This window comes from Pseudoalteromonas sp. SG43-5 (assembly GCF_014164345.1).
In the GTDB taxonomy this organism is placed as follows: domain Bacteria; phylum Pseudomonadota; class Gammaproteobacteria; order Enterobacterales; family Alteromonadaceae; genus Pseudoalteromonas; species Pseudoalteromonas distincta.
In genome coordinates this window covers 1-25,235 of the sequence record NZ_JACJFA010000015.1, presented here as the reverse complement: position 1 = coordinate 25,235, position 25,235 = coordinate 1, and the positions used below count along the sequence as shown (strand labels likewise).

Here is a 25,235-nt window from a genome sequence, read left to right as displayed (position 1 = left end):
CAATGTGGTATTTCGCTTGGATTTTAGGTGTACTTTTGGCCTGTACCTTAGGTGTAATAAATGTAATGTGGTACGAATTTCATCAAAATAAAAACAGCATTGCTGATGATGAACAAGCCATGCACGATTTATTAAATGATGCTAACAACACAAAAGATGACGACTAACCCCCGACCAGATCGCGCGCAGCAGCAATCACTGCGCGCTTTTTTAAAGCGTCAAAGTAAACCCGCTGCAGTGTGGTTAAAGTTAAGCATTGCACTGGGTACTTTTAACGCATTACTGATGATTGCAGGTGCTTATTTACTGGCTCAAGCTATTCATAATGTAATGTTTGAAGGTAATAATTTAGCCCAAGTCACTCATTTATTATGGCCCTTAGCAGGCATTATTTTATTGCGCGCGGTGTTTTTAGCGTTAAGTGAGCGCTTAAGTGCATTTGCTGCGCTTAAAATAAAATCGGCTATGCGCCAAACACTTCTCCATAAGCTCAGCTTACTTGGGCCTAGTTATATAGAACAACACGGCCAAGGCGCTACATTAAATACCCTGCATAATGGCGTTGAAGCACTTCACGACTATTATGCTAAATACTTGCCAGGTGTTGCTTACAGCGCGCTTATTCCGCTGGCAATATTGGTAGTTATTTTTCCGACAGATTATAAAGCTGGGCTGATATTTTTATTAACCGCCCCACTTATTCCTTTTTTCATGATTTTAGTAGGCTCTAAAGCCGAAGCTTTAAACCAAAAACGCTGGAAGCAACTTGCTGTACTGGGCAATTACTTCTTTGACCGCGTGCAAGGTTTAACTCAGCTAAAACTATTTAATGCAACATGTACCGAGCTTAAACAAATAGCTAAAATTTCAGATGATTTTAGACACGCGACACTCGATGTTTTAAAAATCGCGTTTTTATCATCATTTGCACTTGAGTTTTTAGCCACTATTAGCGTGGCACTCGTTGCCGTAATTATTGGTTTTAGACTATTTTTTGGCACTCTTGATTTTGCCACTGGCTTTGTGGTGCTACTTTTAGCGCCTGAATTTTATTTACCACTGCGCCAACTAGGTAGTCATTACCATGCACGTTTACAAGGTATTAGTGCGGCGGCCGATATGGTTGCGATTTTAAATGCCCCACTGCCAAGTGACGAAAATGCGTCAGTAACTACAAGCGCACCTGAAAACAATTTAACTTTAAATACAATTAATTCAATAAGTATTACCGACCTTAATTTTATATACTCTGGTAGTAACGAAGGGATTAAAAATATAAATTTAACATTGCCAAATAAAGGCTTAATTGCAGTTGTGGGCAGTAGTGGCTCAGGTAAAAGTACGTTGTTTGATTGTCTATTAGGGTTTCACCCTGAGGTGATTAACAACCTATCTATTAATGATCAGAGTTTAAGTACAACCGATATTACTTACTTGCAAAATAATATTGCATGGATACCACAACAAGCGACGCTATTTTACGACACCATTGCTGCCAACATTAAATTGGCCAAACCCACTGCCACACAGCAAGAGCTTGAACACGCGGCAAAACAAGCTGGTGTGCTTGAATTTATTAATACCCTACCCGATGGTTTTAACACCCAGATAGGTGAGCAAGGTGAAGGGCTTTCTGGCGGTCAAAAACAACGTATTGCACTGGCTCGCGCATTTATAAAACAAGCACCAGTCTTAGTGCTTGATGAGCCCACTGCGCACCTTGATAGTCAAACAGAGCTGCTTATTCAAGATGCTATTAATGAATATGCTAAAAACAACTTAGTATTAGTTATTGCCCATAGATTAAATACCGTTAAACATGCCAGCAATATCATTGTGATGCACGATGGAAAAATAGCTGAGCAAGGTCACTTTGAAACACTTGCAGCGCAAAATGGTGCATTTGCTGACTTACTAAAAACGGCTGAACAAGGGGTGGTGCATGCGTAATTTTATTCGTTTATTAAAACTTTGTGCTCCTCATTACAAAGCTATGCTATTGGGTACATTTTTAGCGACGATTACGGTATTAGCTAATGTAGGCCTGTTGGCTATATCTGGCTGGTTTTTAGCATCAATGGCCGCTGCTGGTATTGCGGGCGTACAAATGAATTATTTTACTCCTGCCGGCACGATTCGTTTTTTAGCTATTGTGCGAACAGCATCGCGCTATGGCGAACGCCTAGTTACTCATAACGCCACGTTTTTATTACTAAGTGAAATACGTACCAATGTATTTGCAACGTTAAGCAAGCTTAACAATGTTGATTTAGCAATGAGCCGCAGCGCTGATCTAGTTAACCGATTACAAAACGATGTAGACGCACTCGACAAATTTTATTTAAACGTTTTACTTCCTATGCTGGTCGCTCTTTTAAGTGTGCCAATCATCATGCTGTTTATGTCGGCCTATAATGGCAACGTCGCCCTTATTTGCTTTACTGGCATTATACTTATTGGTGTGGTTATACCTGCCCTACTCAGCATAAAGCTCACTAAAAACAGCCATAAAGAAACACAACTTAGTGCACAACTTCGCTCTGAGCTTTCAGATACACTTACAGGCCTTAGAGAGCTTAGTATTTATCAAGCCCGTTCGCAGCAACTTAATAAGTGCGACGAATTAAGCGAGCAGTACAATCAGCAATTATTTATTCGCCACAAAGCACTGGCAAACTCAGATGGATTAAGCTTGTTGGTTGTTCAATTAGCCATGCTTGCTAGCATAGTAACCATTGTGCCGCTGGTTTACGCAAGCAGTATGGTAAATGTAGAACTTGCTATGTTAAGTTTATTTGTACTGGCAAGCTTTGAAAGCGTATTACTACTACCCAACGCGTTTATAGAGCTTCCAAATGTTTTAAAAGCAGCAGAGCGATTGTTTACACTTGAAGATAAAGCAGCTAGTACGCAAATTAAAAGTAAACATGTAGACATTGATGAAAACTTTAGCGCGCAAAATCACACGTTAGTACTTAACAATATTAGCTACAAATATGGTGAACAAACAGCGCTAACTAATATCAGTTTTGAACTAATGCCTCAGCAAAAAGTAGCGATTGTAGGTAGAAGCGGCAGCGGTAAAACGACGCTTGTAAATTTACTTACTGGTTTATGGCCTTTGCAACAAGGCAGCATAACGCTAAACAATCAAAATAGCGTTGTTGACTTACATTCGTTAAATAATGATATACGCGCACATGTTATAAATATACTCGCCCAGCAGCACCATATTTTTGATGGCACATTAAGTGAAAACTTACGTTATGCCGCGCCAAATGCAACTAAAGAGCAAATGATTGAAGCGCTCGCATTAGCTCAATTGAGCCCATGGTTTAATGAGCTAAAAGAAGGTTTAAAAACAAGATTAGGCACTGGCGGGCGTAACGTGTCGCAAGGTCAATCTAGGCGTATAGCCATTGCCCAAGCATTACTTAAAAACCCTACTATTTTAGTTCTTGATGAACCAACAGAAGGTCTTGATAATCAATCTAAGCAAGGGGTAATGCAAGCAATAATGCATGTTATGAATAACGCCAGCGTGCTTACAATTACGCACGATCCCGCTCTACTTGCTCAAATGGATAATGTTGTATGGTTAGAAGGCGGTAAAGTAGTCGCACAAGGCTCTCATAAAGAGCTCAGTAGCACTTATCCCGACTATATTGCGCTAACTACCCGGTTTTAAAACCGTTACTGATACATCAATAACGCCGACTTTAGGGTCGGCTATCTTTTCAAACATACTCTTTGATAAATCAATAATACGACCTCGCACATACGGGCCTCTATCGTTAATTCTTACCGTGACTGATTTATTATTAGCGAGGTTGGTAACAACGACCTTAGTGCCAAAGTCGAACTCTAAATGGGCTGCTGTGGCGGCTTGTTGGCTAAAGCGCTCTCCGTTGGCAGTTGTTCTCCCGTGATATTTGTCAGCATAAAAAGATGCTTTACCAACTTGAGTAACCTCTCCAGTAGATGATTTAACAATAGGTTGGCTACTACAAGCGGCTAACGCTGAAGTAATAAAAAGAGTGACAACTAACTTAGGTAAACGCATAGGATGACTTTTATTATACAAATTAGATGCATACTAACTTGAGCTCGCTGAGTATTAACTGAATTAGGTCTAAACCGTGGGCAATAAAAAACCACCTTCGATTTATCATCTAGGGTGGTTTTTTTATGCTTAGAGCAAAACGCGCGAATTATCTTACAATGCCGCGCTCTGAGCTTTTAACAAAGTCGACCATCAATTTCACAGCAGGGTACTTTTCAGCATCTTCACTAAGCGATTCAATCGCTTCGTCTGCACCTAAGCTTTTACGGTAAAACGCTTTGTATGCACGTCGTACAGCCATAATTTCATCACTTTCGAAACCACGACGTTTCATGCCTTCTTTATTGATAGCGGCAGGGCCTGCTGGCATACCAATGGTAGTAACAAAAGGTGGTACATCTTTGTTAACACCTGAATACATACCAATAAAGGCATGTGCACCAATTTTACAAAACTGATGAACTCCCGAATTACCACCTAAGATAACCCAGTCGCCTACATGTACATGGCCGGCCACACTTGCATTGTTAGCAAAAATTACGTTATCGCCAATTACTGCGTCATGTGCAACGTGTGTATAAGCCATAAATAAGTTATTACTACCAATTTTAGTAACGCCTTGGTCTTGAATTGTACCACGGTGAATAGTGGCACATTCACGGATAACATTGTTATCACCCATGATTAATGTGGTTGGCTCGTTGTTGTATTTTTTGTCTTGGCAGGCTTCGCCCACAGACGCAAACTGAAAAATATGATTGCCAGAGCCAATAGTTGATGGCCCTTTAACAACAACATGAGACTCAATAATACAGTTATCACCGATAACAACATCATTGCCAATATAACTATACGGACCAACTGAGACATTGTTACCTAGTTTAGCGCCAGGTTCGATTATTGCTGTAGAATGGATCACTATTAAAACTCTCTTCTCGCACACATAATTTCGGCACTACACACTACTTTGCCGTCGACTCTAGCTTCTGCTGCAAACTTCCAAATGTTGCGACGTTCTTTTAAAAACTCAACGTGAAGATGCATTGTATCACCTGGGATCACTGGCTGTTTAAAACGTGCGTTATCAACAGCAGCAAATAAATATAGTTCGTTTTCACTACGATTTTCTACTGTTTTAAAACCTAATAAACCCGTGGCTTGCGCCATTGATTCTAATATTAGCACACCAGGAAAAATTGGCTGATTTGGGAAATGGCCAGTAAATATAGGTTCGTTTATAGAAACATTTTTAATAGCATGTAAAGATTTGCCAGGTGTAAAATCAATAACACGATCAATTAATAGCATCGGGTAACGGTGCGGTAATAAACTTAAAATTTCTTGAATATCAAGGCTATTTAATTCGTTTGCCAAAATAGCATCCTTATTAGTGTTCAACGTTATGACTTAGCCAATGCTTCCAGCGCTTTAAGACGAGATTTCATGTCTGAAAGGTTACGCAAGTGAGCTATTGATTTACGCCATTCTTTGTTTGTTGTATGGGGCATACCAGATGAGTAAATACCTGGTTCGGTGATTGATTTTGTCACCATACTCATGCCGGTAATTATAACACCATCACATACAGACATGTGACCATTAATTGCAACCATGCCACCAATTTGACAGTTTTTGCCAATGGTAACGCTTCCTGCAAGTACGGTGCAGCCCGCGATTGCGGAGCCTGAATTAACTTCAACGTTGTGCGCTATTTGACACTGATTATCGATAATAACATTGCTATGGATAATGGTATTGTCCAGTGCGCCACGATCAATTGTCGTGCTTGCACCAATTTCAACTTTGTTACCTATGATCACTGAACCAAGCTGAGGTATTTTTACCCATTGCCCGCGTTCGTTCGCATAGCCAAACCCATCACTACCTACAACACTATTTGCTTGAAACAAACAATCTGAACCAATTTCAACATCGTGATAAATAGTCACACTAGACCAAAGCTTAGTGCCAGAGCCTATTTTAACACGTTCTCCGATAAAACTGTTCGGACCAATTTGCGCATTGTCACCTATCACCGCATCAGCTTCAATGACTGCATTAGCCCCTATAGCGGCGCTGTCACTAACAATCGCTGCTGAATGAACAGTGGCACTTGGATGTATACCCGTCGAGGCTGAGCGTGGTGTTGTATCCATAAATTGCGCTAATTTTGCGTAACTTACGTACGGATTCGCAACAATAACTTTGCTACCACTAAAGTACTGAGCATCGGCTTGGCTTACTATTACAGCGCTAGCTTGAGTAGTTTCAAGTTGCGAGCGATATTTTGAGTTCGCTAAAAATGCAATATGCCCAGAATGGGCATTTGCAAGTGTCGCTATTTTTTTTATTTCTAAAGCGCCATCACCCTGAAGTTCGGCGCCTAGAAGTTCCGCAATTTGCGAAAGCGTATAATTTTGCATAGAGTGATTATTTCTTACTAACTGCAGCTACAACTTTAGACGAAAGATCAGTTACTTCTTTAGGGTTAAAGTAAATTGTTGTGTCTTTTACTTTAACTTCGTCGAAGTCGCCGTCTTTAGCAATTTCTTCAATTGTTTTGATTATCACACCTTGAACTTTAGCAAGCTCTTGGTTTTGGCGCGCTTTGATTTCTTGCTCTAAAGGACGACCTTGTTCAGCAAGATTTTTTTGCATGCCTTGAATTTTATCACGTAGTGCATCTTTTTGAGCTTGGCTCATAGTTGTACTTTCACGTTTAAATTTTTCAGCTTCAAAACGAATATCGCCTTGTAACTTTTCAAGCTCTTGACGACGTTCAGCAAACTCAGTTTGTAAAGACTGTTCAATTTTAGCCATTTGAGGAATTTGCTTGTAGATTTCCTGCATATCAACAATACCTACTTTGTGTGCAAATGCATTCACAGAAGTACCCATCATTAAAGTTGCTAAAACTGCTACAGCTGTTGATTTAAATAATTTTTTCACAAAAAACTCCTTTAGAAAGTGTTACTAATGTTAAAGCTGATGGTTTTCGTATCGTCATCTTCTTCTTTTTGCAATGGATACGCAAAACTGATCAGCATTGGACCCATTGGAGAGATCCATTGTAATGAAAGACCGGTTGAAACCCTAAAGCGCATTGGGTCTGAATAGTCATCTAATTTAGCACGTTCATCAACGCCTAAGTTTTGATAGCGGTCTACGTTAAACTCAGTATCCCATACGTTTGCAGCATCAACAAAGAAGCTAGTACGTACAGAGCTGGTATTTTCTTCATCTAAGAATGGCGTAGGAACAATTAGCTCCATACCTGCCACTGCTTTAGCATTACCACCAATACGGCCTTGCGGCACTAGAATATCAAATTCTGATGCGCCACCAATGCTACCGGTTGTAGTACCGTCTGCACCTGGCGTACCTGGAATAGACTGCGGTATACGCGATACAGCACGTGGTAATATTGTATTACGGTCAAAGCCACGAAGTTCCATTTCCGTTATACGGAAGTACTCTTGGAATGGAAGTGTTTGCTCATACCCGTTTGTAGAACCATAACCATTACCATAACCAAGCGCTGCACGCGTTGAGAATACCCAACGGTGGTCATTTGATATAGGCCAGTAAAAACGCGAATCGTAATTCAGTTTAAAGTACTGAAGATCTGAGTTAGGCGTTGTTGCTGTTAAGTTTAGAGTTTGACGCGAACCCGCTGTTGGGAATAAACCACGGTTAACTGTAATACGCGACCAACCAACACTCAGCTCATACTTAGTAAAGTCAAAGCCTGCATCTGGGTTGTCTGGATCTAAGAATGTTTCACGAAGTACACGCGTTTGCTCGTACTCTGCAATATCCGAAAGCTCTTCTTTAATCCAACGGGCGCCAAAGTTAACACGATTTACAGCATCAATTGGAAAACCAATATTTGTGCCTAAACCATAACTTTTTGATTTGTACTCAACAAGGCTAAATTTACTTGCATCGTAGTTTCTGTAAAAAATGCTACTGCCTTGCGATACACCATCTGGCGTAAAGTATGGGTCTGTGTACGATAAGCTTAAGCTTTCAGAACCTGTAGACGTGTTAAGGTTTAAACCAATTTGGTTACCTGTGCCTAAAAAGTTAGATTCTGTTACACCAATATTAAACTGCAGACCTAAGTAAGAACCATAAGCAAGACCAGCATTAAAGCTACCCGCTGATTGCTCTTTTACAGTAAAGTCTACATCTACTTGGTCATCCACACCTGGTACAGGCACTACGTTAAAATCAACAGTTTCCATATAAGGCAAACGTTGAATTTGTAGTTTTGAACGCTCAAGGTTTTGATTAGATAACCAGGCGCCTTCAAGTTGTGTCATTTCACGGCGAAGTACTTCATCAGCTGTATTTTGGTTACCACCAACAATAATACGACGAACGTATACACGCTTACCTGGATTAACCGATAGTGTTAGTTGTACTTCTTGCTTTTCGTCGTCAATTTCTGGAATTGTACGCACTTCAGCATTAGCGTAACCAAAACGTGCTAAGTAGCTTTTAATAAATTCTTCTGACGAAGTAACGACTGAGCCATTGTAAAGCTCACCCGCTCTAAGTGGGATAACACTTTTAATTAAGTCTTCACGGCCAAGCAAGTCACCAATAAAGTCAAAGCCTTTAACGGTATATTTTACGCCTTCGGTTAAGTTAGCTGTAACGTAAACTGATTCACGTTCAGGGCTCACTGATACTTGCGTTGAATCGATATTAAAACGTAGGTAACCACGGTCTAAATAATAACTACGAATTTTTTCTAAATCGCCTTCAATGGTTTGCTTTTGGTAGCGATCGCTACCCATAAACTGCCACCAAGGTAAATCTTGCTGCGATTCAGCAAGTTTAAGAAGCTCTTCATTAGAAAAAAGTTCATTACCTACTAAGTTAATTTGTCGGATAGAAGCTGCATCACCTTCATCAAACTCTAATTTAAGTTTAACGCGGTTACGAGGCAACTTAGTAATACTGATATCTACTTTAGCGTTGTATTTACCAATACTGTGGAAAAACTCAACTAAGCCCTTTTCGATACTATCGATAACGGTTTTATCAAGTGGTTCACCTTGGCGAATATCTTGCTGATCAAGAGACTCATTAAGCTGCTCGTCTTTAATGTCTTTATTGCCTTCAAACTCAATGAAGCTGATGGTAGGACGTTCCGTTACTTTAAAAATAACGTTGTTGCCATCACGAAGGGCTTTTATGTTATCAAAGTGCCCAGAACGATAAAGTGACTTTATTGTTTTTGAAATCGTATAGTCATCAACATTATCGCCTACGTTAATAGGAATATGTGTTAGCGCTGCACCAAGTGCTACACGCTGTAAACCTTCAACTTTCAGGTCTTCAACAATAAAGGAGTTTTGGCCTAGGGCTGCAAAACTTGCACCCAATAAACTTGTTACTGCCAAATGTTTTTTTATAGCCATTTTATTATCTTTATCCTTTACAACTGTATTACCGCATAACACCCTACTAAAGTGGTGCTTTACAATCGTGTTCTAATTAGTAATTTGCCACGCTGTAAAACTACAAACGCGATACATCATTGAACAAAGCGAAACATGTTAGAAAAATGAGCAACAAGGCGCCCACTTTAAAACCAAACTCTTGTGTCTTTTCAGAGACCGGCTTTTTACGAAAAAGTTCAATTATGTAATACATTAAGTGTCCACCATCAAGTACTGGTAAGGGTAATAAATTAAATACACCCAAGTTAACGCTTATTAAGGCTAAAAAGCTTAAAAAGGCCACTAACCCATAGCTTACGCTAGTTCCAGCGCCTACTGCAATGCCCACAGGGCCACTTAAATTCTTAACCGAAACCTGGCCTGTAATTAAATTACCAATCATGTCAAAACTGAGTGTAATTAAGCGCCACGTTTCTTTTGTGCCTCGCACGATACTATCGAGCGGGCCGTAATGTCTAGTCTCTACATAACCATCAGGCCATTGCTGTACAACAGGAGCAACACCTAAAAAGCCTTGCTCAATACCGTTATTATCAATGCGCCCTTTAGGGGTTACTGTAATGGCTTTTATAGTATCTTGTCTTTTTACACTAAATTGTAAAGATTTGTTAGCTGATTGCGTAATAAGATTAACTAATTGCTGCCAATTGCTTATTGTTTCACCGTTTACAGCCAAAATTGTGTCATTAACTTGTAAATTAGCGTGTTCTGCAGCTGAGTCTTTAGTTACGGCGGCAATTGTTAAAGTTGCTTGAGGTCTAAACGGTACAATACCTAACGAGCTTAATGGTGGCACGTCTTGCTGATCTAGTTTCCACCCCTCTAAATTAAGCGTTTTAACACGTGGTTGAAGGTTTTTATCGCGCACTATCACTTCAACGCTTTCTTCACCTAAATTAGACATAAGTGCAAACGTGGCATCTTGCCAGGTCGTTATATCATCATCACCAATTTTTATAATATGTTGAGAAGGCATAATGCCCGCTTGCTCTGCTCGGCTACCCTCGGTAATACTACCTACCACAGGCTTTACCGACTGCACACCCACCATATACATTACAGCAAGAGCAAAAATGGCAAACAAAAAGTTGGCCATTGGACCCGCTGCAACTATGGCAATACGTGCTTGTACAGATTTAGCGTTAAACGATAAATGACGTTGGTTTGCCGGCACGTCATCAACACGCTCATCAAGCATTTTTACATAACCGCCTAATGGAATAGCCGCAATCACATATTCGGTATTATATTTATCGTGCCATTTTAATAGTGGCTTACCAAAGCCAATTGAAAAACGCAGCACTTTAACGCCCATTTTTCGTGCAACCCAAAAATGGCCATATTCATGTATGGCCACTAAAATACCAAGCGCTAAAATAAATGAGCCAAGATTCCAAAAAAAATCAAACATATTAATGCGCCACTTTTGTTATAAATTCTGAAGCGCTAATACGCGCTAATTTATCGCACTCTAAAATTTCATCTAAGCTTTGTACATTGGTATACGTTGCAGATTCAAGCGTTTGTGCATTTATTTTGTATATATCAGTAAAACCAATTTTACCGTTTAAGAATGCACTTACTGCTATCTCATTTGCAGCATTAACCGTTGTAGTCGCGCCCTGCCCTGCACTACACGCATCAATCGCTAATTGTAAATTTGGATAGCGAGAAAAGTCAGGCTTGGTGAATGAGAAATCACATATATCAGAGAAGTTTAACGGTTTAACGCCTGCATTAATTCGCTCAGGGTATGCAAGTGCATGGGCAATTGGCGTGCGCATATCAGGGTTACCCATTTGCGCTAAAATAGAACCGTCATGATATTGCACCATTGAGTGAATAATACTTTGTGGATGAATCACTACGTCTATATCACTGGTGTCGCAATTGAATAACCACTTAGCTTCAATAAACTCTAAGCCTTTATTCATCATAGTGGCCGAGTCTACTGATATTTTTTGACCCATCGACCAGTTAGGATGCGCCACGGCTTCACTTACAGTTACATCTTTTAGTGTGTTTATATCGCGCGTTAAAAACGGGCCACCAGAACCGGTAAGCAAAATTTTACTTACGCCATGTTGCTGTAAATTTTGATCGCCTTTGGCACTTTGTAACGAAGAAGGTAGACATTGAAAAATAGCATTATGTTCGCTATCAATTGGCAGCAAGGTCGCTTTATGTTGTTTAACTTTATCAATAAACAACTGACCTGACATAACTAACGATTCTTTATTAGCAAGGAGTACTTTTTTACCTGCTTCTACTGCACTTAATGTTGGCAGTAAACCAGCGGCACCTACAATTGCCGACATCACGACATCAACATCTGGGTGAGCACATAAGTCGCACATTGCTTGCTCGCCGTGCATAACAAGCGTTTGGCATGGTGTATTAGCTAAATAAGCAGATAACTGCTCAGCGGCTTGCTGGGTAGCCATAATCGCATAAAGTGGTTCGTGTTCAATACACAGCTCAGCCATTTTTTTTGCGTTTTGCCCTGCAGCTAAAACAAAAACATCAAATAACTCTTTATTGCGCGATACAACATCTAGTGTACTTAAACCAATTGAACCTGTTGCGCCTAAAATAACCAGCAATTGCTTTTGGCTCATAAACTAAGAGTCCACGCATAGCACATTACAAACATTGGAGCTGCAGCCGTTAAGCTGTCAATGCGATCTAAAATACCGCCGTGCCCAGGTAAACAACGGCCGCTATCTTTTAAACCAGCTTCACGTTTAAACATGCTTTCAAGTAAATCACCTACCGCAGAGAACAATGCAATAAATGCAGTCATTATCGCGTAGATAGGCCAAACACCTAAATCAACATCGGTAAAGTGACAAAATGCTAAAACAAAAATGATAGAAGCGACTACACCGCCTGCTAACCCTTCAATTGTTTTATTAGGGCTCACTTTTGGCATAAGTTTATGCTTACCAAAGCTCTTACCTGAAAAATAAGCACCAACGTCTGCACTCCACACAATACCCAATACGACTAAAATAAGTACAGAGCCAAAATGTGTTGATTCAGCATATTGCGCACTGCGCAGCGTATTTAGTGCAAGCCATAACGGCACAAGTGTTAATAAACCTGCAATGCCGCGCATTACTAGACCTTCATTCCACGCTTTAGCCATCTCTGGATAGCGCCAAATTAAATAACTAGCAACAATCCACCAAGCAAACGAAAGCGTAAATAAGTAATTCGCATCACCTACTAGCTTGCCACTTTCCCATAGTGATTCAATAGGCCAATGTAAATTAAGCAGGCCAAGTAAGGCTGCAATCAATACAACAAAAGCACCACGTTTGAGCTTATCGCATAAACCCATAAACGCAGACCATTCCCATGCGCCTAATAATACTATTGCACCGGCAAAGTAACTAAATAACGTAAGCGGTGTATAAAAAACCAAAGCTAATGCCGATGGTGCAAGCACAAGTGAGGTTAAAATTCGTTGTTTTAACAAAATGTGACCCTTATTCTATTTAGGTTTGAGCGAGTAATTGTTTTATTTGTTCGCCCGTACAACCAAAACGTCGCTCTCTGGCAACGTAACACGCTATAGCCTCAGCAAATGCTGCTTCATTAAAATCAGGCCAAAGTGTTTCGGTAAAGTAAAGTTCTGCATAAGCAACTTGCCATAGTAAAAAATTACTAATACGAACATCGCCACCAGTGCGAATAAGTAAATCAGGTTCGGCCTGATCTGCCATGCTCATATGCTGTGCTAAGCGCTCTTCTGTAATATCTTCTGCGTTGAGTGTGCCTTGCGCAACTTGCAAAGCAAGTTGTTTAGCCGCGTTAGCCATATCCCAACGACCACCGTAATTAGCTGCAACATTTAAGCGCAATCCGGTATTATTTTCAGTCAGCTTATGCGCAGCGTCTACCTTGCTACGTAATCCTTCAGAAAATCGTGATAAGTCTCCAATAATGGTCAGTTTTACATTGTTTTTATGAAGCTTTTTAACTTCCTTTGTTAAAACAAATAAGAAAAGCTCCATTAAAGTGTTTACTTCGTCTTCAGGGCGGCGCCAGTTTTCACTACTAAAAGCAAATAAGGTTAGCGATTGTATCCCTAATTTAGTACAAAACTGAACAGATTGACGAACTGCGTCTACGCCTTTTTTATGCCCGTACACACGAGGTCTATTTCTAGCTTGTGCCCAACGTCCGTTCCCATCCATGATGATAGCAACATGTTTGGGTAAACATTGCTGTGAAATTGTGTCAGCATCTAGAACCATAAATATCGAGTATTCCATAAAAAAACGCCGCCTAGTATACCCTAGACGGCGTTTCAAAACTAATAATTTTAATAGGTCCTGTCGACCTTTCAGGATTGTAATTTATTCAATCTAGGCAGAACCCTTTGGGCAGCGCGTTTTTAGATTTTATGCATTGCTATCGCCTAATAATGGGAAATAACCACACTACGTAGGCTCTGCCTTGCCTTAAAACCAAACACACTACTACAAATTCAACCTCAAAAGATAAACAGGCCCTACTTAGATTTCCATTAACTCTGCTTCTTTAGCAGCTAATAGAGTATCCATTTCTTTGATAAACTTATCTGTAAGTTTTTGAATCGCATCATCTGATTGACGCGCTTCATCTTCAGATATTTCTTTATCTTTTAATAAACCTTTTACATCGCCATTAGCATCACGACGAATGTTACGAATAGCAACACGACCGCCTTCAACTTCGCCACGTACAATTTTGATTAGGTCTTTACGACGTTCTTCTGTAAGTGGAGGAAGTGGTACACGAATAACAGTACCTGCCGACATAGGGTTTAAACCTAAGTCAGACGCCATAATTGCTTTTTCAACAGCTTGCGCTAAAGACTTATCAAATACACCAATAGCAAGTGTACGAGAATCTTCAATTGTTACGTTAGCAACTTGGTTTAAAGGCGTTGGTGCACCGTAGTACGACACCATAATGCCATCTAGGATTGCAGGATGTGCACGGCCAGTACGAATTTTAGATAATTGGCTACCTAGTGCAGTTACACTTTTTTGCATGCGCGCTTGCGCGTCTTTTTGAATATCGTTAATCACGGTTTAATCCTAATTATTTGATTATTTCATCTGAGGCTTGTGAAGAAATAAGTGTTCCTTCTTCTTCACCCATAATTACGCGTTTTAGCGCGCCTGATTTATTCATATTAAATACGCTCAATGGCATATTGTGATCGCGGGCTAGAGTAAATGCCGCTAAATCCATAACTTTTAATTCTTTTTCAATGATTTCATTGTAGCTTAAGTGGCTGTAAAGCGTCGCTTCTGGGTTTTTAACAGGATCATCACTGTACACACCATCCACTTTAGTCGCTTTAATTACTGTATCCGCTTCAATTTCGATACCGCGTAAACACGCTGCAGAATCGGTAGTAAAAAATGGGTTACCGGTGCCCGCTGCAAAAATAACAACGCGGCCAGTTTTCAATAAACTAATTGCTTCAGCCCAGTTATAAGCGTCACATACACCATTTAGCGGAATAGCCGACATTAAACGACAGTTTACAAATGCACGGTGTAGCGCATCACGCATTGCAAGGCCATTCATAACCGTTGCAAGCATACCCATGTGGTCGCCTACTACGCGGTTCATACCTGCTTCTGCAAGTGAACCACCGCGTAAAAAGTTACCTCCACCAATAACTAAACCCACTTCTACGTCAAGCTCTACTAGCTCTTTAATTTCTTGTGCCATACGGTCTAAAACTTTAGGGTCGATGCCGAAGCCTTCGTCTCCCATTAAAGCTTCACCACTTAATTTGAGAAGAACACGTCTAAAAATAGGTTTGCGATTGATAGTCATAGTATAGGGGCCAACTTTTATTGAATTATGGATAAAAAATAACCGCGCTTATGTTAAACATAAAAGCGCGGTTATTTTAAAGAATTTCTAGCTGTGAAGCAAAACCAAATAGTACTTTAATTGCATCTAATTTCCTTTTGCATCACAAATAGTTAATCTTACTGACCTTTAGCAGCTGCAATTTGAGCAGCAACTTCAGCAGCAAAATCTTCTTCTTTCTTCTCGATACCTTCACCAACTTCTACACGTACAAAGCCAGTAACTGTTGCGTTTTTCTCTTTAAGAATATCGCCAACAGATTTTTTAGGTTCCATGATGAAAGCTTGACCAGTAAGAGAAACCTCACCAGTGAATTTTTTCATGCGGCCAACAACCATCTTCTCAGCGATTTCAGCAGGCTTGCCTTCATTCATCGCGATTTCGATTTGTACTTGCTTTTCTTTTTCTACAACGTCAGCTGGTACGTCAGAAGGAGTTAAGTACTCTGGACGTGAAGCAGCAACGTGCATTGCAACGTGCTTAAGTGTTTCTTCATCAGCAACACCTGCAACAACAACACCGATACGGTCGCCATGACGGTACTCAACTAGGTTTTCACCAGCGATGTACTGCAGACGACGTACGTTGATGTTTTCGCCAATTTTAGTTACTAGCTCAACACGGTCTTCTTCAAACTTAGCTTGTAAGTCTTCGATAGTAAGAGTGTCAGCAATTGCAGCTTCAGCAACTTTATCAGCAAATGCTAAAAAGCTTACGTCTTTTGCAACGAAGTCTGTTTGACAGTTAACTTCTACTAGTACTGCAACACCAGCGTTTTGCTTGATGATGATAGTACCTTCAGCAGCAATGTTACCTGCTTTTTTAGCAGCTTTAGCAGCGCCACTTTTACGCATGTTTTCAATCGCTAACTCGATGTCGCCATCAGTCTCAGTTAACGCTTTTTTACAATCCATCATGCCAGCGCCTGTGCGCTCGCGTAATTCTTTAACTAGGGCAGTAGTTACAGCCATTAGTAAATCCTCAAATCTGAAATCTGGTTTAGATAAGCGGGTTACCCGCTCTACAAGAATAACAAGTCTTCACCTTAAAAAGATGAAGACTTGATGATAGCTAATTACTCAGCTTCAACGAAATCGTCTTTCTCAGCTTGAGCAACGATGTTATTCTCGCGACCTTCAGTGATAGCAGCTGCAACAGCGCTAGTGTAAAGGCTTACAGCACGGATAGCATCATCGTTACCAGGAACGATGTAATCAACGCCGTCTGGGTTAGAGTTAGTATCAACGATTGCAACAACAGGGATACCTAGGTTGTTTGCTTCACGGATAGCAATGTGCTCGTGGTCAGCATCGATAACGAAAAGCGCGTCTGGAAGACCGCCCATGTTTTTGATACCACCAAGGCTCTTTTCAAGCTTTTCCATTTCGCGGTTAAGCATTAACGTTTCTTTCTTAGTTAATTTCTCGAAAGTACCGTCTTGGCTTTGTACTTCAAGGTCTTTAAGACGCTTGATTGATTGACGTACAGTTTTCCAGTTAGTCAACATACCACCTAACCAACGGTGATTTACGAAGAACTGATCGCTTTCTAAAGCAGCTGCTTTAACTGCGTCGCTTGCTGCGCGCTTAGTACCAACGAAAAGAACTTTACCTTTGTTAGCTGCAGCACTTGATAAGAACTTAAGTGCGTCGTTGAACATTGGTACAGTTTGCTCAAGGTTGATGATATGTACACGGTTACGTGTGCCGAAGATGAAAGGCTTCATCTTAGGGTTCCAGTAACGTGCTTGGTGACCAAAGTGAACACCAGCTTGAAGCATATCGCGCATTGAAACGTTTGCCATTTTATAGATCCTCTATAGTTGTTTAGGGTTAGGCCTCCACATATCCCATAGCACCAACACCGAAGTAATTAAACTTCAAATGCACCCAAGTGTATGTGACGATACGTGTGTGTGTTAAAATAAAATTGTGTTTGCCTTAAATACAAAAAATCATTTAAGAATTTATTTGTAAAAAGACGGCGCGCTTTATACCATATTAAAATTAAATACTCAACGTCGCGTGCAAAATTTGTTCGGCGATAAATGTTAGAAACTCAACTTTGGAGCCTCAATGAGCGCTATTATCAAGACCCCTGAAGAAATAGAGAAAATGCGCGTAGCTGGGCGCTTAGCGGCCGATGTACTTGAAATGATCGGCCCTCATGTAGTGCCGGGTGTTACCACCGATGAGCTAAATACACTTTGTCATGATTATATTGTTAATGTGCAACAAGCAATCCCTGCTCCGTTAAATTATCATGGCTTTCCAAAATCAGTTTGTACGTCAGTTAATCATGTTATTTGTCACGGAATTCCAAATGACAAAGCATTAAAAGAAGGCGACAGCGTAAATATTGACGTCACTGTCATTAAAGATGGCTACCACGGCGATACTTCTAAAATGTTCCACGTTGGTACACCAAACATCCAAGCTAAGCGTCTTGCAGAAGTAACACAAGAAAGCTTATACCTTGCTATTAAAATGGTAAAACCAGGTGTGCGCTTAGGTGATATTGGCTCTGCTATTCAAAAATATGCAGAAAGTTTTAATTACTCTATTGTTCGTGAATATTGCGGCCACGGTATTGGCGCAGGATTTCACGAAGAACCACAAGTAATGCACTACGGTAAAGCGGGTACTGGCGAAACTTTAAAAGCGGGCATGTGCTTAACAATTGAACCAATGGTTAATGCGGGTAAACGCCAATGTAAGCTACTTAAAGATGATTGGACTGTAGTAACTCGCGACCGCAGCTTGTCTGCACAGTGGGAACATACTTTATTAGTGACTGAAAATGGTGTTGAAATTTTAACGCTACGATCAGATGATACTATCGACAGGATCATAGAACACTAATAATAAATAAGGAGCCAGCCCACGTGGCATTACCCAACAAAGTAAAAAAGTTGCTCAGCGATGCAGAGCAACTTAGTGATTATCGCGATTGTTCTAGCTATTTTTATAAATGGTTACATAACGAATTTTCTAAACAACCGGTTGGGAATTTAATTAATGCCCGGGCTGAGTTTATTGACCGCCTACTAATTAAGCTTTTTCATGTTTACGACTTAGCCCGCGAACCTGATTTAGCACTAATAGCAGTAGGCGGATACGGACGTGGCGAGCTACATCCCTACTCCGACATCGATTTTTTATTGCTTGTAACTAAACCACCAAGCGAAGAAATATGCGAAAAAATAGGCCAGTTTGTCACCATGCTATGGGATCTCAACTTAGAGATTGGCCACAGCGTGCGCACGATAGAACAAGCCATTGAGCAAAAACGTGAAGACGTTACTTTTGCCACCAGTTTACTCGAAAGCCGCCTTATTTTTGGTAATCATATTGAGTTTGAAAAACTCAAAACGCATATTCTAGAAACCCCCGTATGGCGCTCCGGTGAGTTTTTTACTGCCAAAGTTCAAGAACAAAACTTACGTCACAAAAAGTGCCATGGCACCGCGTATAATCTTGAGCCAAACATTAAAGAAAACCCCGGTGGCCTGCGCGACTTGCAAACCATTATTTGGGTCGCAAAAAAGCACTTTAGAACCGAAACCCTGCAAGAGTTAATAAGTCACGGCTACTTAACCCATGAAGAGTTTCAAGAGCTATCAGAGTGCCTAGAGAACCTATGGAATATTCGCTTTGCACTGCATCTAGCCGCAGGTCGGGCTGAAAACCGCTTATTGTTTGATCATCAACCACAAGCCGCCGAAATTTTAGGTTTTGGTAGCGACGGTAAAGCCTCTGTTGAGCGTATGATGAAGCGCTTATTTAGAATAATGAGCCGCGTTCGCGAACTTAACCAAATGCTACTTTCATACTTTGAGCAAAGTATCATGCCCGAAAGTAGTGAAAAAACGGTGATAGTACTCGACAGAAACTTTGAGCAAGTGGGTCATCAAATACGCGTAAAAGATCCATCTGTATTTTTTAGACGTGACCAACTTTTTGTATTGTTTGAGCACATAGCAGACAACCCTGCAATAACGCATATTTACCCAAGCACTATTCGTACAATCCGCCAAGTACGCCGCCGTTTATTGGGGGATTTACAAGATTATGCAGCCTGTCGTGAAGCTTTTTTACGCTTAGTTAAACACCCTAATGGTATGGGCCGCGCATTTACGTTAATGCACAAACACGGCATGCTTGCCGCCTACTTACCGCAGTGGCGTAATATATTTGGACAAATGCAGTTCGATTTGTTTCACGCCTACACCGTAGATGAGCATACTCACAAATTAATCAAAAATATTTACGAATACTTTGATAAAACTGGCATTAGCGAGTTTCCTATTTGTAGTGAAATAGTCACTCGAATGGACAAACCAGAGCTACTTTATTTAGCCGGTATATTTCACGACATTGCTAAGGGACGAGGGGGAGATCACTCTGAACTTGGCGCTGTTGATGCTATAGCCTTTGCTAAACTACATGGTTTTTCATCCTCTGATGCAAAATTAGTAGCATGGCTTGTAAGTAACCATTTACTTATGTCGGTTACCGCGCAGCGTAAAGATATTAACGACCCTGCTGTAATAAAAGACTTTGCAACACGTATTAAAACAGAGCGCCAACTCGACTATTTATATTGTTTAACCGTTGCCGACATCCGTGCAACCAACGACAACTTATGGAACGATTGGAAAAACACCCTACTGCGTGAATTGTACTTGCACACGCAGCGCGCATTACGCTTAGGGCTTGAAAACCCAATGGATCAGCGCGACCAAATTCGCGATAAAAAGCACCAAGCTAAACAACGTCTACTCAACTTAGGTTACCCTGAGAATAAAATTGATTTAATTTGGAGTCGCTTTAAAGCCAACTACTTTACCGCCTTTAGCGAACAGCAAATATCGTGGCAAAGTGAGCATTTATTAACTAGCACCGATTTAAGCCAACCCAGTGTTATTGTATCTAACAAAGCAATGCATGGGGGTACACAAGTATTTGTATACAGCCCCTACTCTGGTGCGCTTTTTGCGAGATTAGTGAGTGTAATTGGCTCTAAAAAAGCACAAATACAGCACGCGCAAGTACTGACCACAAAAGATGGTTACGTCCTGTTTAGCTTTGTAATACTTGAAGTAAGTGGCGACCCTATTGCAAGTGGTCGAGCGCAATCAATTAAACGCGGGCTTGAGCAAGCACTTAGCGATCCGCGTAAAAAAATTCGCTTTAAAAAGAGCCGCTCTCAACGCTTTAAAGATTTTAATATTAAACCTAAAATTGTGTTGCGCCCACATGCACGCAAAGACCGTAGCTTAATAGAAATTCAAGCCGTCGATATACAAGGTTTACTAACCAAAATAGCCGAAGTTTTCCAAGCGCATTTACTACACATTCACGCTGCCCGTATTACCACGGTGGGTGAACGTGCAGAGGATTTCTTTGTCGTATCTAATAACGAATACCAAGCGCTGACTGATGAAGAACAAGCAAAAATTCATCAGGCATTACGTAAAAAATTCAACGCCGAAACAGAATAGAGGACACACATGTCAGATTTAAAAACGATGATCGAAAACGCATGGGACAACCGCGATAGCATTAGCCCAAGCACAGTATCAAGCGACGTAAAACAAGCCATTATTGATGCACTTGATTTACTTGATAGCGGCGCAGCACGCGTTGCTGAAAAAATCTCAGGTGAATGGGTTGTACACCAGTGGCTTAAAAAAGCGGTTTTACTATCGTTTCGTATTCGCGACAACCAACCAATGAACGACGGCGTAAACCAGTTTTACGACAAAGTACCACTTAAATTTAGCGACTACACGCCAGAGCAATTTCAGCAAGGCGGTATGCGCGTAGTACCAAACGCGGTAGCACGTAAAGGCAGCTTTGTAGGTAAAAACGTCGTACTTATGCCATCTTATGTAAATATTGGCGCATACGTTGACGACGGCACCATGGTTGATACATGGGCAACTGTAGGCTCGTGTGCACAAATAGGTAAGAACGTACATTTATCAGGTGGCGTAGGCATAGGCGGCGTTTTAGAGCCTCTACAAGCTAATCCAACTATCATTGAAGACAACTGTTTTATTGGCGCACGTTCTGAAATTGTTGAAGGCGTAATTGTTGAAGAAGGCGCGGTAATTTCAATGGGCGTTTATATCAGCCAAAGCACCCGTATTTACGACCGTGAAACCGGCGAAATTCACTACGGCCGCGTACCAGCAGGCGCAGTAGTTGTACCAGGCGCACTACCGTCAAAAGATGGTACTCACAGCCTATACGCTGCAATCATCGTAAAAAAAGTAGATAAGCAAACACGTGAAAAAGTAGGTATAAACGCCCTACTACGCTCAATTGATGAGTAATAGTCGATTGGGTTGAGTGAAACGAAACCCAACGATACGTTGAAGTTAAGTGTTTTAGCTAAACTTTAATTATATATAGAAAGCTCTAAGCCCTTTGGTTTGGAGCTTTTTTAAATTCTTCTAAATGAAGTTTTAGTACTAGACACTTCTACATCAAAATTTAATGAACTCAAAAAAGACTTTAAGCCTTTAACAGCTAACTCATTATTTTCTGATGGTCCTATTATAATTTCATCAATTGAATTTTTAGGAAAAGGTATCGCTCTATATGGGGCTATAATGCCAGACTTTAGGGTTCTGTAGCATAAAGGAAAAAACTCTTTCACTCCATTTTCAAGCTCTATAAAATCAATATTAGAGGAGTCTATAAAATCAAAATAACCCTTTTCAGTATTTTCATTTAATGAGACTAAACCAGGGTAAAAAAGAGTAAAACGATACTCTTCTTCATATTCGAACGCTTGATCTTTTATGCTAGCAATCTTAAAAATCGCTTCATTAAAAATTTCAATTGCAGCAATAGCACATTTTTCATTTAGGTCATTTCCATTTAAATTTGGATCTAACACATAACTTAAAACCTCAGGCAGATAGTGTTCTTCAATTAAAGAATGAAGCATTTCCTCAGTTGGTTGGTAATCAACATCATCATAGCCACTCAAAAGTTTTCTTTGCCTAAAGTACTCATCATCAAATAGCTTTTCTTTATTAAACTTTATGCAATATGAAGTTTGCTCTGACCCGTAAGTTAGCCAGTGGTTTAGGCTATCACGCTTAGTTGTAAATGAAGTGGTATAAATTTCATCAATGGTATTATTATCAATTATATTCCATAGAAAATTTAAAAAATGATTTGCGAGATGCACGTCCTTACTTCGCATTTCTTTTTGGGTAACATCTAAAGGTATATTTTTGTGTTTGGCATAAATTTCTTCGAGTTTGATTTGTGAAAACTCAGACAAACTCCCTCTGAGTGATTTTATTCTATCAATACCTTGCTTTATTTCTCTAAAATCATTTAGATACTCTGCGTTAGTAGCCCATAAACTTTTGCTCTCTAAAATTCCCTTTAAACCATCTGCAGAAGTGTAATGATAAACATATTCCATATTTAAAATCCCAAGTAATGTTAATCTTTAGTTTAACCTTGATAAGTGGCAACAATAAAATTTGATAATCTTAAACAAGAGACTGAATTAGCCAACACACCCAAGATATAATAAGGTAGTAAAGCATAATTGAAAGTTAGCAATTAATATTAAGGATTAATATGACAAAAACTGCTTTACGCTCAACTATTTTGCTACCGGTATTTTTACCTGCAGTGGTTATTATTCTGCTCTTGGTAATTGGTACAATTAGCAACCCTGAACTCGCAGGGCAAGTATTCAGCGTTACCCTCAAGTGGATAACAGAAACCTTTGGTTGGTTTTATATGTTATCAGTCGCTATTTTCTTAGTTTTCATTGTTTGTGTAGCAGCCTCCAGCTGGGGAAATATCAAGCTGGGTCCTGATCATGCGCAGCCGCAATACAGTTTCGCTGAATGGTTTGCTATGCTATTTTCGGCCGGTTACGGAGTCGCATTACTTTATTTTGGTGTAGCAGAGCCCGTGCTCCATTATGCATCTCCGCCCGCAGGCGCAGCAGAAACCGTCGACGCTGCCAAGCAAGCTATGCAAATTGCATTTTTTCATTGGGGTTTTCACATATGGGCAATCTATGGGATTGTCGGTTTAGTCCTTGCGTATTTTGCATTTCGTCATGGCCTCCCACTGTCGATTCGCTCAGCGTTGTATCCACTTATTGGTGATAAAATATATGGTCCTATTGGTCACACTGTTGATGTGTTTGCCATATTAGGCACGTTATTTGGCATTGCCACAACGTTAGGACTTTCCGTTACCCAAATTAATGCTGGGCTGCATTATTTGTGGCCAAGTATCCCTATTAATACCACAGTACAAATTACTGCTATTGCCATTATTACCGCAGCAGCTACTCTCTCAGTAGTGGCTGGGATGGATAAAGGTGTAAAGCGCTTATCTATTGTAAACATGACTCTTGCAGTGTCGTTAATGGCCTTTGTATTTTTTATTGGCCCTACTATTCATATTCTTGAATCGTTTTTACAAAATACCGGCAGCTACCTTAGCGGTATTGTTGAGCGTACTTTTAATTTACAGGCGTACAGCCGTAGTGATTGGATTGGTAACTGGACCCTATTTATATTTGGCTGGACTATTGCTTGGGCACCCTTTGTTGGCATGTTTATCGCTAAAATTAGCCGCGGCAGAACCATCAGGCAATTTGTTGTTGGCGTGATGCTAGTCCCGACTATTTTTACCTTTTTATGGTTTTCTGTGTTTGGTGATACCGCGTTAAATCTAATAATGAATGAAGGGTTCAATACTTTAATTACTGATGTTCAAGCAAACCAAGCTGTTGCATTGTTTCAGTTATTTGAGGTGTTACCGTTATCATTTATTATTTCGCTACTTACCGTTATTCTAATCATTACCTTTTTTGTTACTTCGTCTGACTCAGGATCATTAGTTATTGATTCTCTCGCCTCTGGAGGTAATATTAATACACCCGCATGGCAACGCGTGTTTTGGGCTGTGCTAGAGGGCGCGGTGGCTGCTGTTTTATTAGTGGCAGGTGGGTTAAGTGCGCTACAAACTATGACTATAGCCAGTGCCTTACCCTTTGCGATTATTATGCTTATTGCAACCGCTGGGCTTTGGCGAGCACTCACCATTGAAGGCCATCGCGATACTAGTTTACAAGCACATGCGCTTAATGGCCGTAATATTAACTTATCTCATTGGAAGCGCCGTTTAGCCGCCATGGTTAATTACCCCAATAAAGAAAAAGTACACACCTTCATTAGTAGTGTGGTAGTACAAGCAATGCAAGCCGTTCAGGCTGAATTAAAAGCGCGACAATGGCATGCAGAGGTTGATTTTGATACCGACTTAGGCCGTGCTCATTTAACTGTGCTACGCCATGAGCATGTTGATTTTGTGTATGACATTCGTCTAACCGAACACCCTATGCCAAGCTTTGCCTATTCTGAGCTGAAACCTGAGATTGATAACATCGAAATGTATTACAAGGCTGATGTTTTCTTACGCCGTGGTGGGCAATCTTACGATGTGTATGGTTACAGTGAAGATGATATTGTGAAGGATATTCTTGATCAATTTGAGAATTACTTACACTTTTTAGGTAACAGCCCAGGTGAACTACCTTGGGATATGGCCGAACACGATGACATGTTAAATAGCGATAAACCTTAAATAAGCATCGTATTTAATACACAATTATTGCAATAAAAAAGGCACTGAAAAGCTGTCTCTTGATCACAAGTCTGACTCAAGAGATTTTGCTAAATCGTAGCCTTCCAGGATGGCTTGTAACTTAAGCCATCCTTGCCATAACACTTTCACAGATGCACGCCCTGTGCGCTTGGT

Annotated in this window: 22 protein-coding genes; 7 read left to right on the top strand and 15 right to left on the bottom strand. The window is 40.4% G+C overall.

Going from position 1 to position 25,235, the window contains the following annotated elements; all coding sequences use genetic code 11:
* The first annotated feature begins 2 nt into the window (after window positions 1-2).
* From cydX to cydC, 3 genes are read left to right on the top strand one after another with little or no spacing between them, the layout of a single operon-like run.
* Complete coding sequence (gene cydX / locus H5161_RS14795) at window positions 3-167, top strand: cytochrome bd-I oxidase subunit CydX (RefSeq protein ID WP_002958303.1); 165 nt, start codon at window positions 3-5, stop codon at window positions 165-167.
* Entirely contained in the window at window positions 157-1,950 is a 1,794-nt protein-coding gene (gene cydD / locus H5161_RS14790) for a thiol reductant ABC exporter subunit CydD (RefSeq protein ID WP_182769599.1), read from the top strand. Before cydX ends, cydD begins: the two co-directional genes overlap by 11 nt.
* On the top strand, window positions 1,943-3,688 hold the full coding sequence (gene cydC / locus H5161_RS14785) for a thiol reductant ABC exporter subunit CydC (protein ID WP_182769567.1): 1,746 nt from the start codon (window positions 1,943-1,945) through the stop codon (window positions 3,686-3,688). The genes cydD and cydC overlap by 8 nt, the downstream gene beginning before the upstream one ends.
* Here the strand turns inward: cydC and H5161_RS14780 are convergent.
* The 14 genes from H5161_RS14780 to rpsB form a co-directional block, all read right to left on the bottom strand.
* Window positions 3,671-4,063, bottom strand: a complete 393-nt coding sequence (locus H5161_RS14780; protein ID WP_024596251.1) for a septal ring lytic transglycosylase RlpA family protein — start codon at window positions 4,061-4,063, stop codon at window positions 3,671-3,673. The two genes, cydC and H5161_RS14780, sit on opposite strands and share 18 nt — an antisense overlap.
* 148 nt (window positions 4,064-4,211) lie before the next feature.
* Window positions 4,212-4,982 (bottom strand): acyl-ACP--UDP-N-acetylglucosamine O-acyltransferase, encoded by a 771-nt coding sequence (lpxA, locus tag H5161_RS14775; RefSeq protein ID WP_165742989.1) that lies wholly within the window; start codon window positions 4,980-4,982, stop codon window positions 4,212-4,214.
* Between the two features lie 2 nt (window positions 4,983-4,984).
* Complete coding sequence (fabZ, locus tag H5161_RS14770) at window positions 4,985-5,437, bottom strand: 3-hydroxyacyl-ACP dehydratase FabZ (RefSeq protein ID WP_002958310.1); 453 nt, start codon at window positions 5,435-5,437, stop codon at window positions 4,985-4,987.
* A gap of 26 nt (window positions 5,438-5,463) precedes the next feature.
* The gene (lpxD, locus tag H5161_RS14765) at window positions 5,464-6,486 is read right to left on the bottom strand and encodes a UDP-3-O-(3-hydroxymyristoyl)glucosamine N-acyltransferase (protein WP_182769566.1); all 1,023 of its coding nucleotides are present in this window, start codon (window positions 6,484-6,486) and stop codon (window positions 5,464-5,466) included.
* Window positions 6,487-6,493: 7 nt separating this feature from the next.
* Window positions 6,494-7,012: an OmpH family outer membrane protein gene (locus tag H5161_RS14760; protein WP_002958312.1), complete on the bottom strand. Its 519-nt coding sequence runs from the start codon at window positions 7,010-7,012 to the stop codon at window positions 6,494-6,496.
* A gap of 11 nt (window positions 7,013-7,023) precedes the next feature.
* On the bottom strand, window positions 7,024-9,495 hold the full coding sequence (gene bamA / locus H5161_RS14755) for an outer membrane protein assembly factor BamA (protein WP_024596248.1): 2,472 nt from the start codon (window positions 9,493-9,495) through the stop codon (window positions 7,024-7,026).
* 100 nt (window positions 9,496-9,595) lie between these two features.
* Window positions 9,596-10,948, bottom strand: coding sequence for a sigma E protease regulator RseP (gene rseP, locus H5161_RS14750; protein WP_002958314.1), 1,353 nt, complete (start codon window positions 10,946-10,948; stop codon window positions 9,596-9,598).
* A 1-nt stretch (window position 10,949) separates the two neighbouring features.
* Entirely contained in the window at window positions 10,950-12,155 is a 1,206-nt protein-coding gene (gene ispC / locus H5161_RS14745; RefSeq protein ID WP_154903577.1) for a 1-deoxy-D-xylulose-5-phosphate reductoisomerase, read from the bottom strand.
* Window positions 12,152-13,018, bottom strand: coding sequence for a phosphatidate cytidylyltransferase (locus H5161_RS14740; protein WP_024596496.1), 867 nt, complete (start codon window positions 13,016-13,018; stop codon window positions 12,152-12,154). The genes ispC and H5161_RS14740 overlap by 4 nt, the downstream gene beginning before the upstream one ends.
* 19 nt (window positions 13,019-13,037) lie before the next feature.
* Window positions 13,038-13,817, bottom strand: a complete 780-nt coding sequence (locus tag H5161_RS14735) for an isoprenyl transferase (RefSeq protein ID WP_024596497.1) — start codon at window positions 13,815-13,817, stop codon at window positions 13,038-13,040.
* A 243-nt stretch (window positions 13,818-14,060) separates the two neighbouring features.
* Window positions 14,061-14,582 carry a ribosome recycling factor gene (gene frr / locus H5161_RS14730; RefSeq protein WP_206013162.1) on the bottom strand — a complete coding sequence of 174 codons (522 nt, stop codon included), beginning with the start codon at window positions 14,580-14,582 and terminating at the stop codon, window positions 14,061-14,063.
* 49 nt (window positions 14,583-14,631) lie between these two features.
* Complete coding sequence (pyrH, locus tag H5161_RS14725) at window positions 14,632-15,381, bottom strand: UMP kinase (RefSeq protein WP_024596498.1); 750 nt, start codon at window positions 15,379-15,381, stop codon at window positions 14,632-14,634.
* A 158-nt stretch (window positions 15,382-15,539) separates the two neighbouring features.
* A complete protein-coding gene (gene tsf / locus H5161_RS14720; protein WP_002958320.1) occupies window positions 15,540-16,391 on the bottom strand; it encodes a translation elongation factor Ts in 852 nt (283 codons plus the stop codon).
* A gap of 104 nt (window positions 16,392-16,495) precedes the next feature.
* Window positions 16,496-17,224, bottom strand: a complete 729-nt coding sequence (gene rpsB / locus H5161_RS14715) for a 30S ribosomal protein S2 (protein ID WP_024596499.1) — start codon at window positions 17,222-17,224, stop codon at window positions 16,496-16,498.
* A gap of 271 nt (window positions 17,225-17,495) precedes the next feature.
* Between rpsB and map the strand changes: the two genes are divergently transcribed.
* Genes map through dapD form a run of 3 tightly spaced genes read left to right on the top strand, consistent with a single transcriptional unit; the run spans window position 17,496 to window position 21,760 of the window.
* Window positions 17,496-18,281, top strand: coding sequence for a type I methionyl aminopeptidase (gene map, locus H5161_RS14710; RefSeq protein ID WP_002958322.1), 786 nt, complete (start codon window positions 17,496-17,498; stop codon window positions 18,279-18,281).
* A gap of 23 nt (window positions 18,282-18,304) precedes the next feature.
* A complete protein-coding gene (glnD, locus tag H5161_RS14705) occupies window positions 18,305-20,923 on the top strand; it encodes a [protein-PII] uridylyltransferase (protein ID WP_002958323.1) in 2,619 nt (872 codons plus the stop codon).
* 9 nt (window positions 20,924-20,932) lie between these two features.
* Entirely contained in the window at window positions 20,933-21,760 is an 828-nt protein-coding gene (gene dapD / locus H5161_RS14700) for a 2,3,4,5-tetrahydropyridine-2,6-dicarboxylate N-succinyltransferase (RefSeq protein ID WP_002958324.1), read from the top strand.
* Window positions 21,761-21,870: 110 nt separating this feature from the next.
* Here dapD and H5161_RS14695 read toward each other — a convergent pair whose 3' ends face one another.
* Window positions 21,871-22,869 (bottom strand): DUF2971 domain-containing protein, encoded by a 999-nt coding sequence (locus tag H5161_RS14695; protein ID WP_024596500.1) that lies wholly within the window; start codon window positions 22,867-22,869, stop codon window positions 21,871-21,873.
* A gap of 161 nt (window positions 22,870-23,030) precedes the next feature.
* Here H5161_RS14695 and H5161_RS14690 point away from each other — a divergent pair, with 161 nt between their 5' ends.
* Window positions 23,031-25,061, top strand: coding sequence for a BCCT family transporter (locus H5161_RS14690; RefSeq protein WP_024606267.1), 2,031 nt, complete (start codon window positions 23,031-23,033; stop codon window positions 25,059-25,061).
* Window positions 25,062-25,235: the final 174 nt, after the last annotated feature.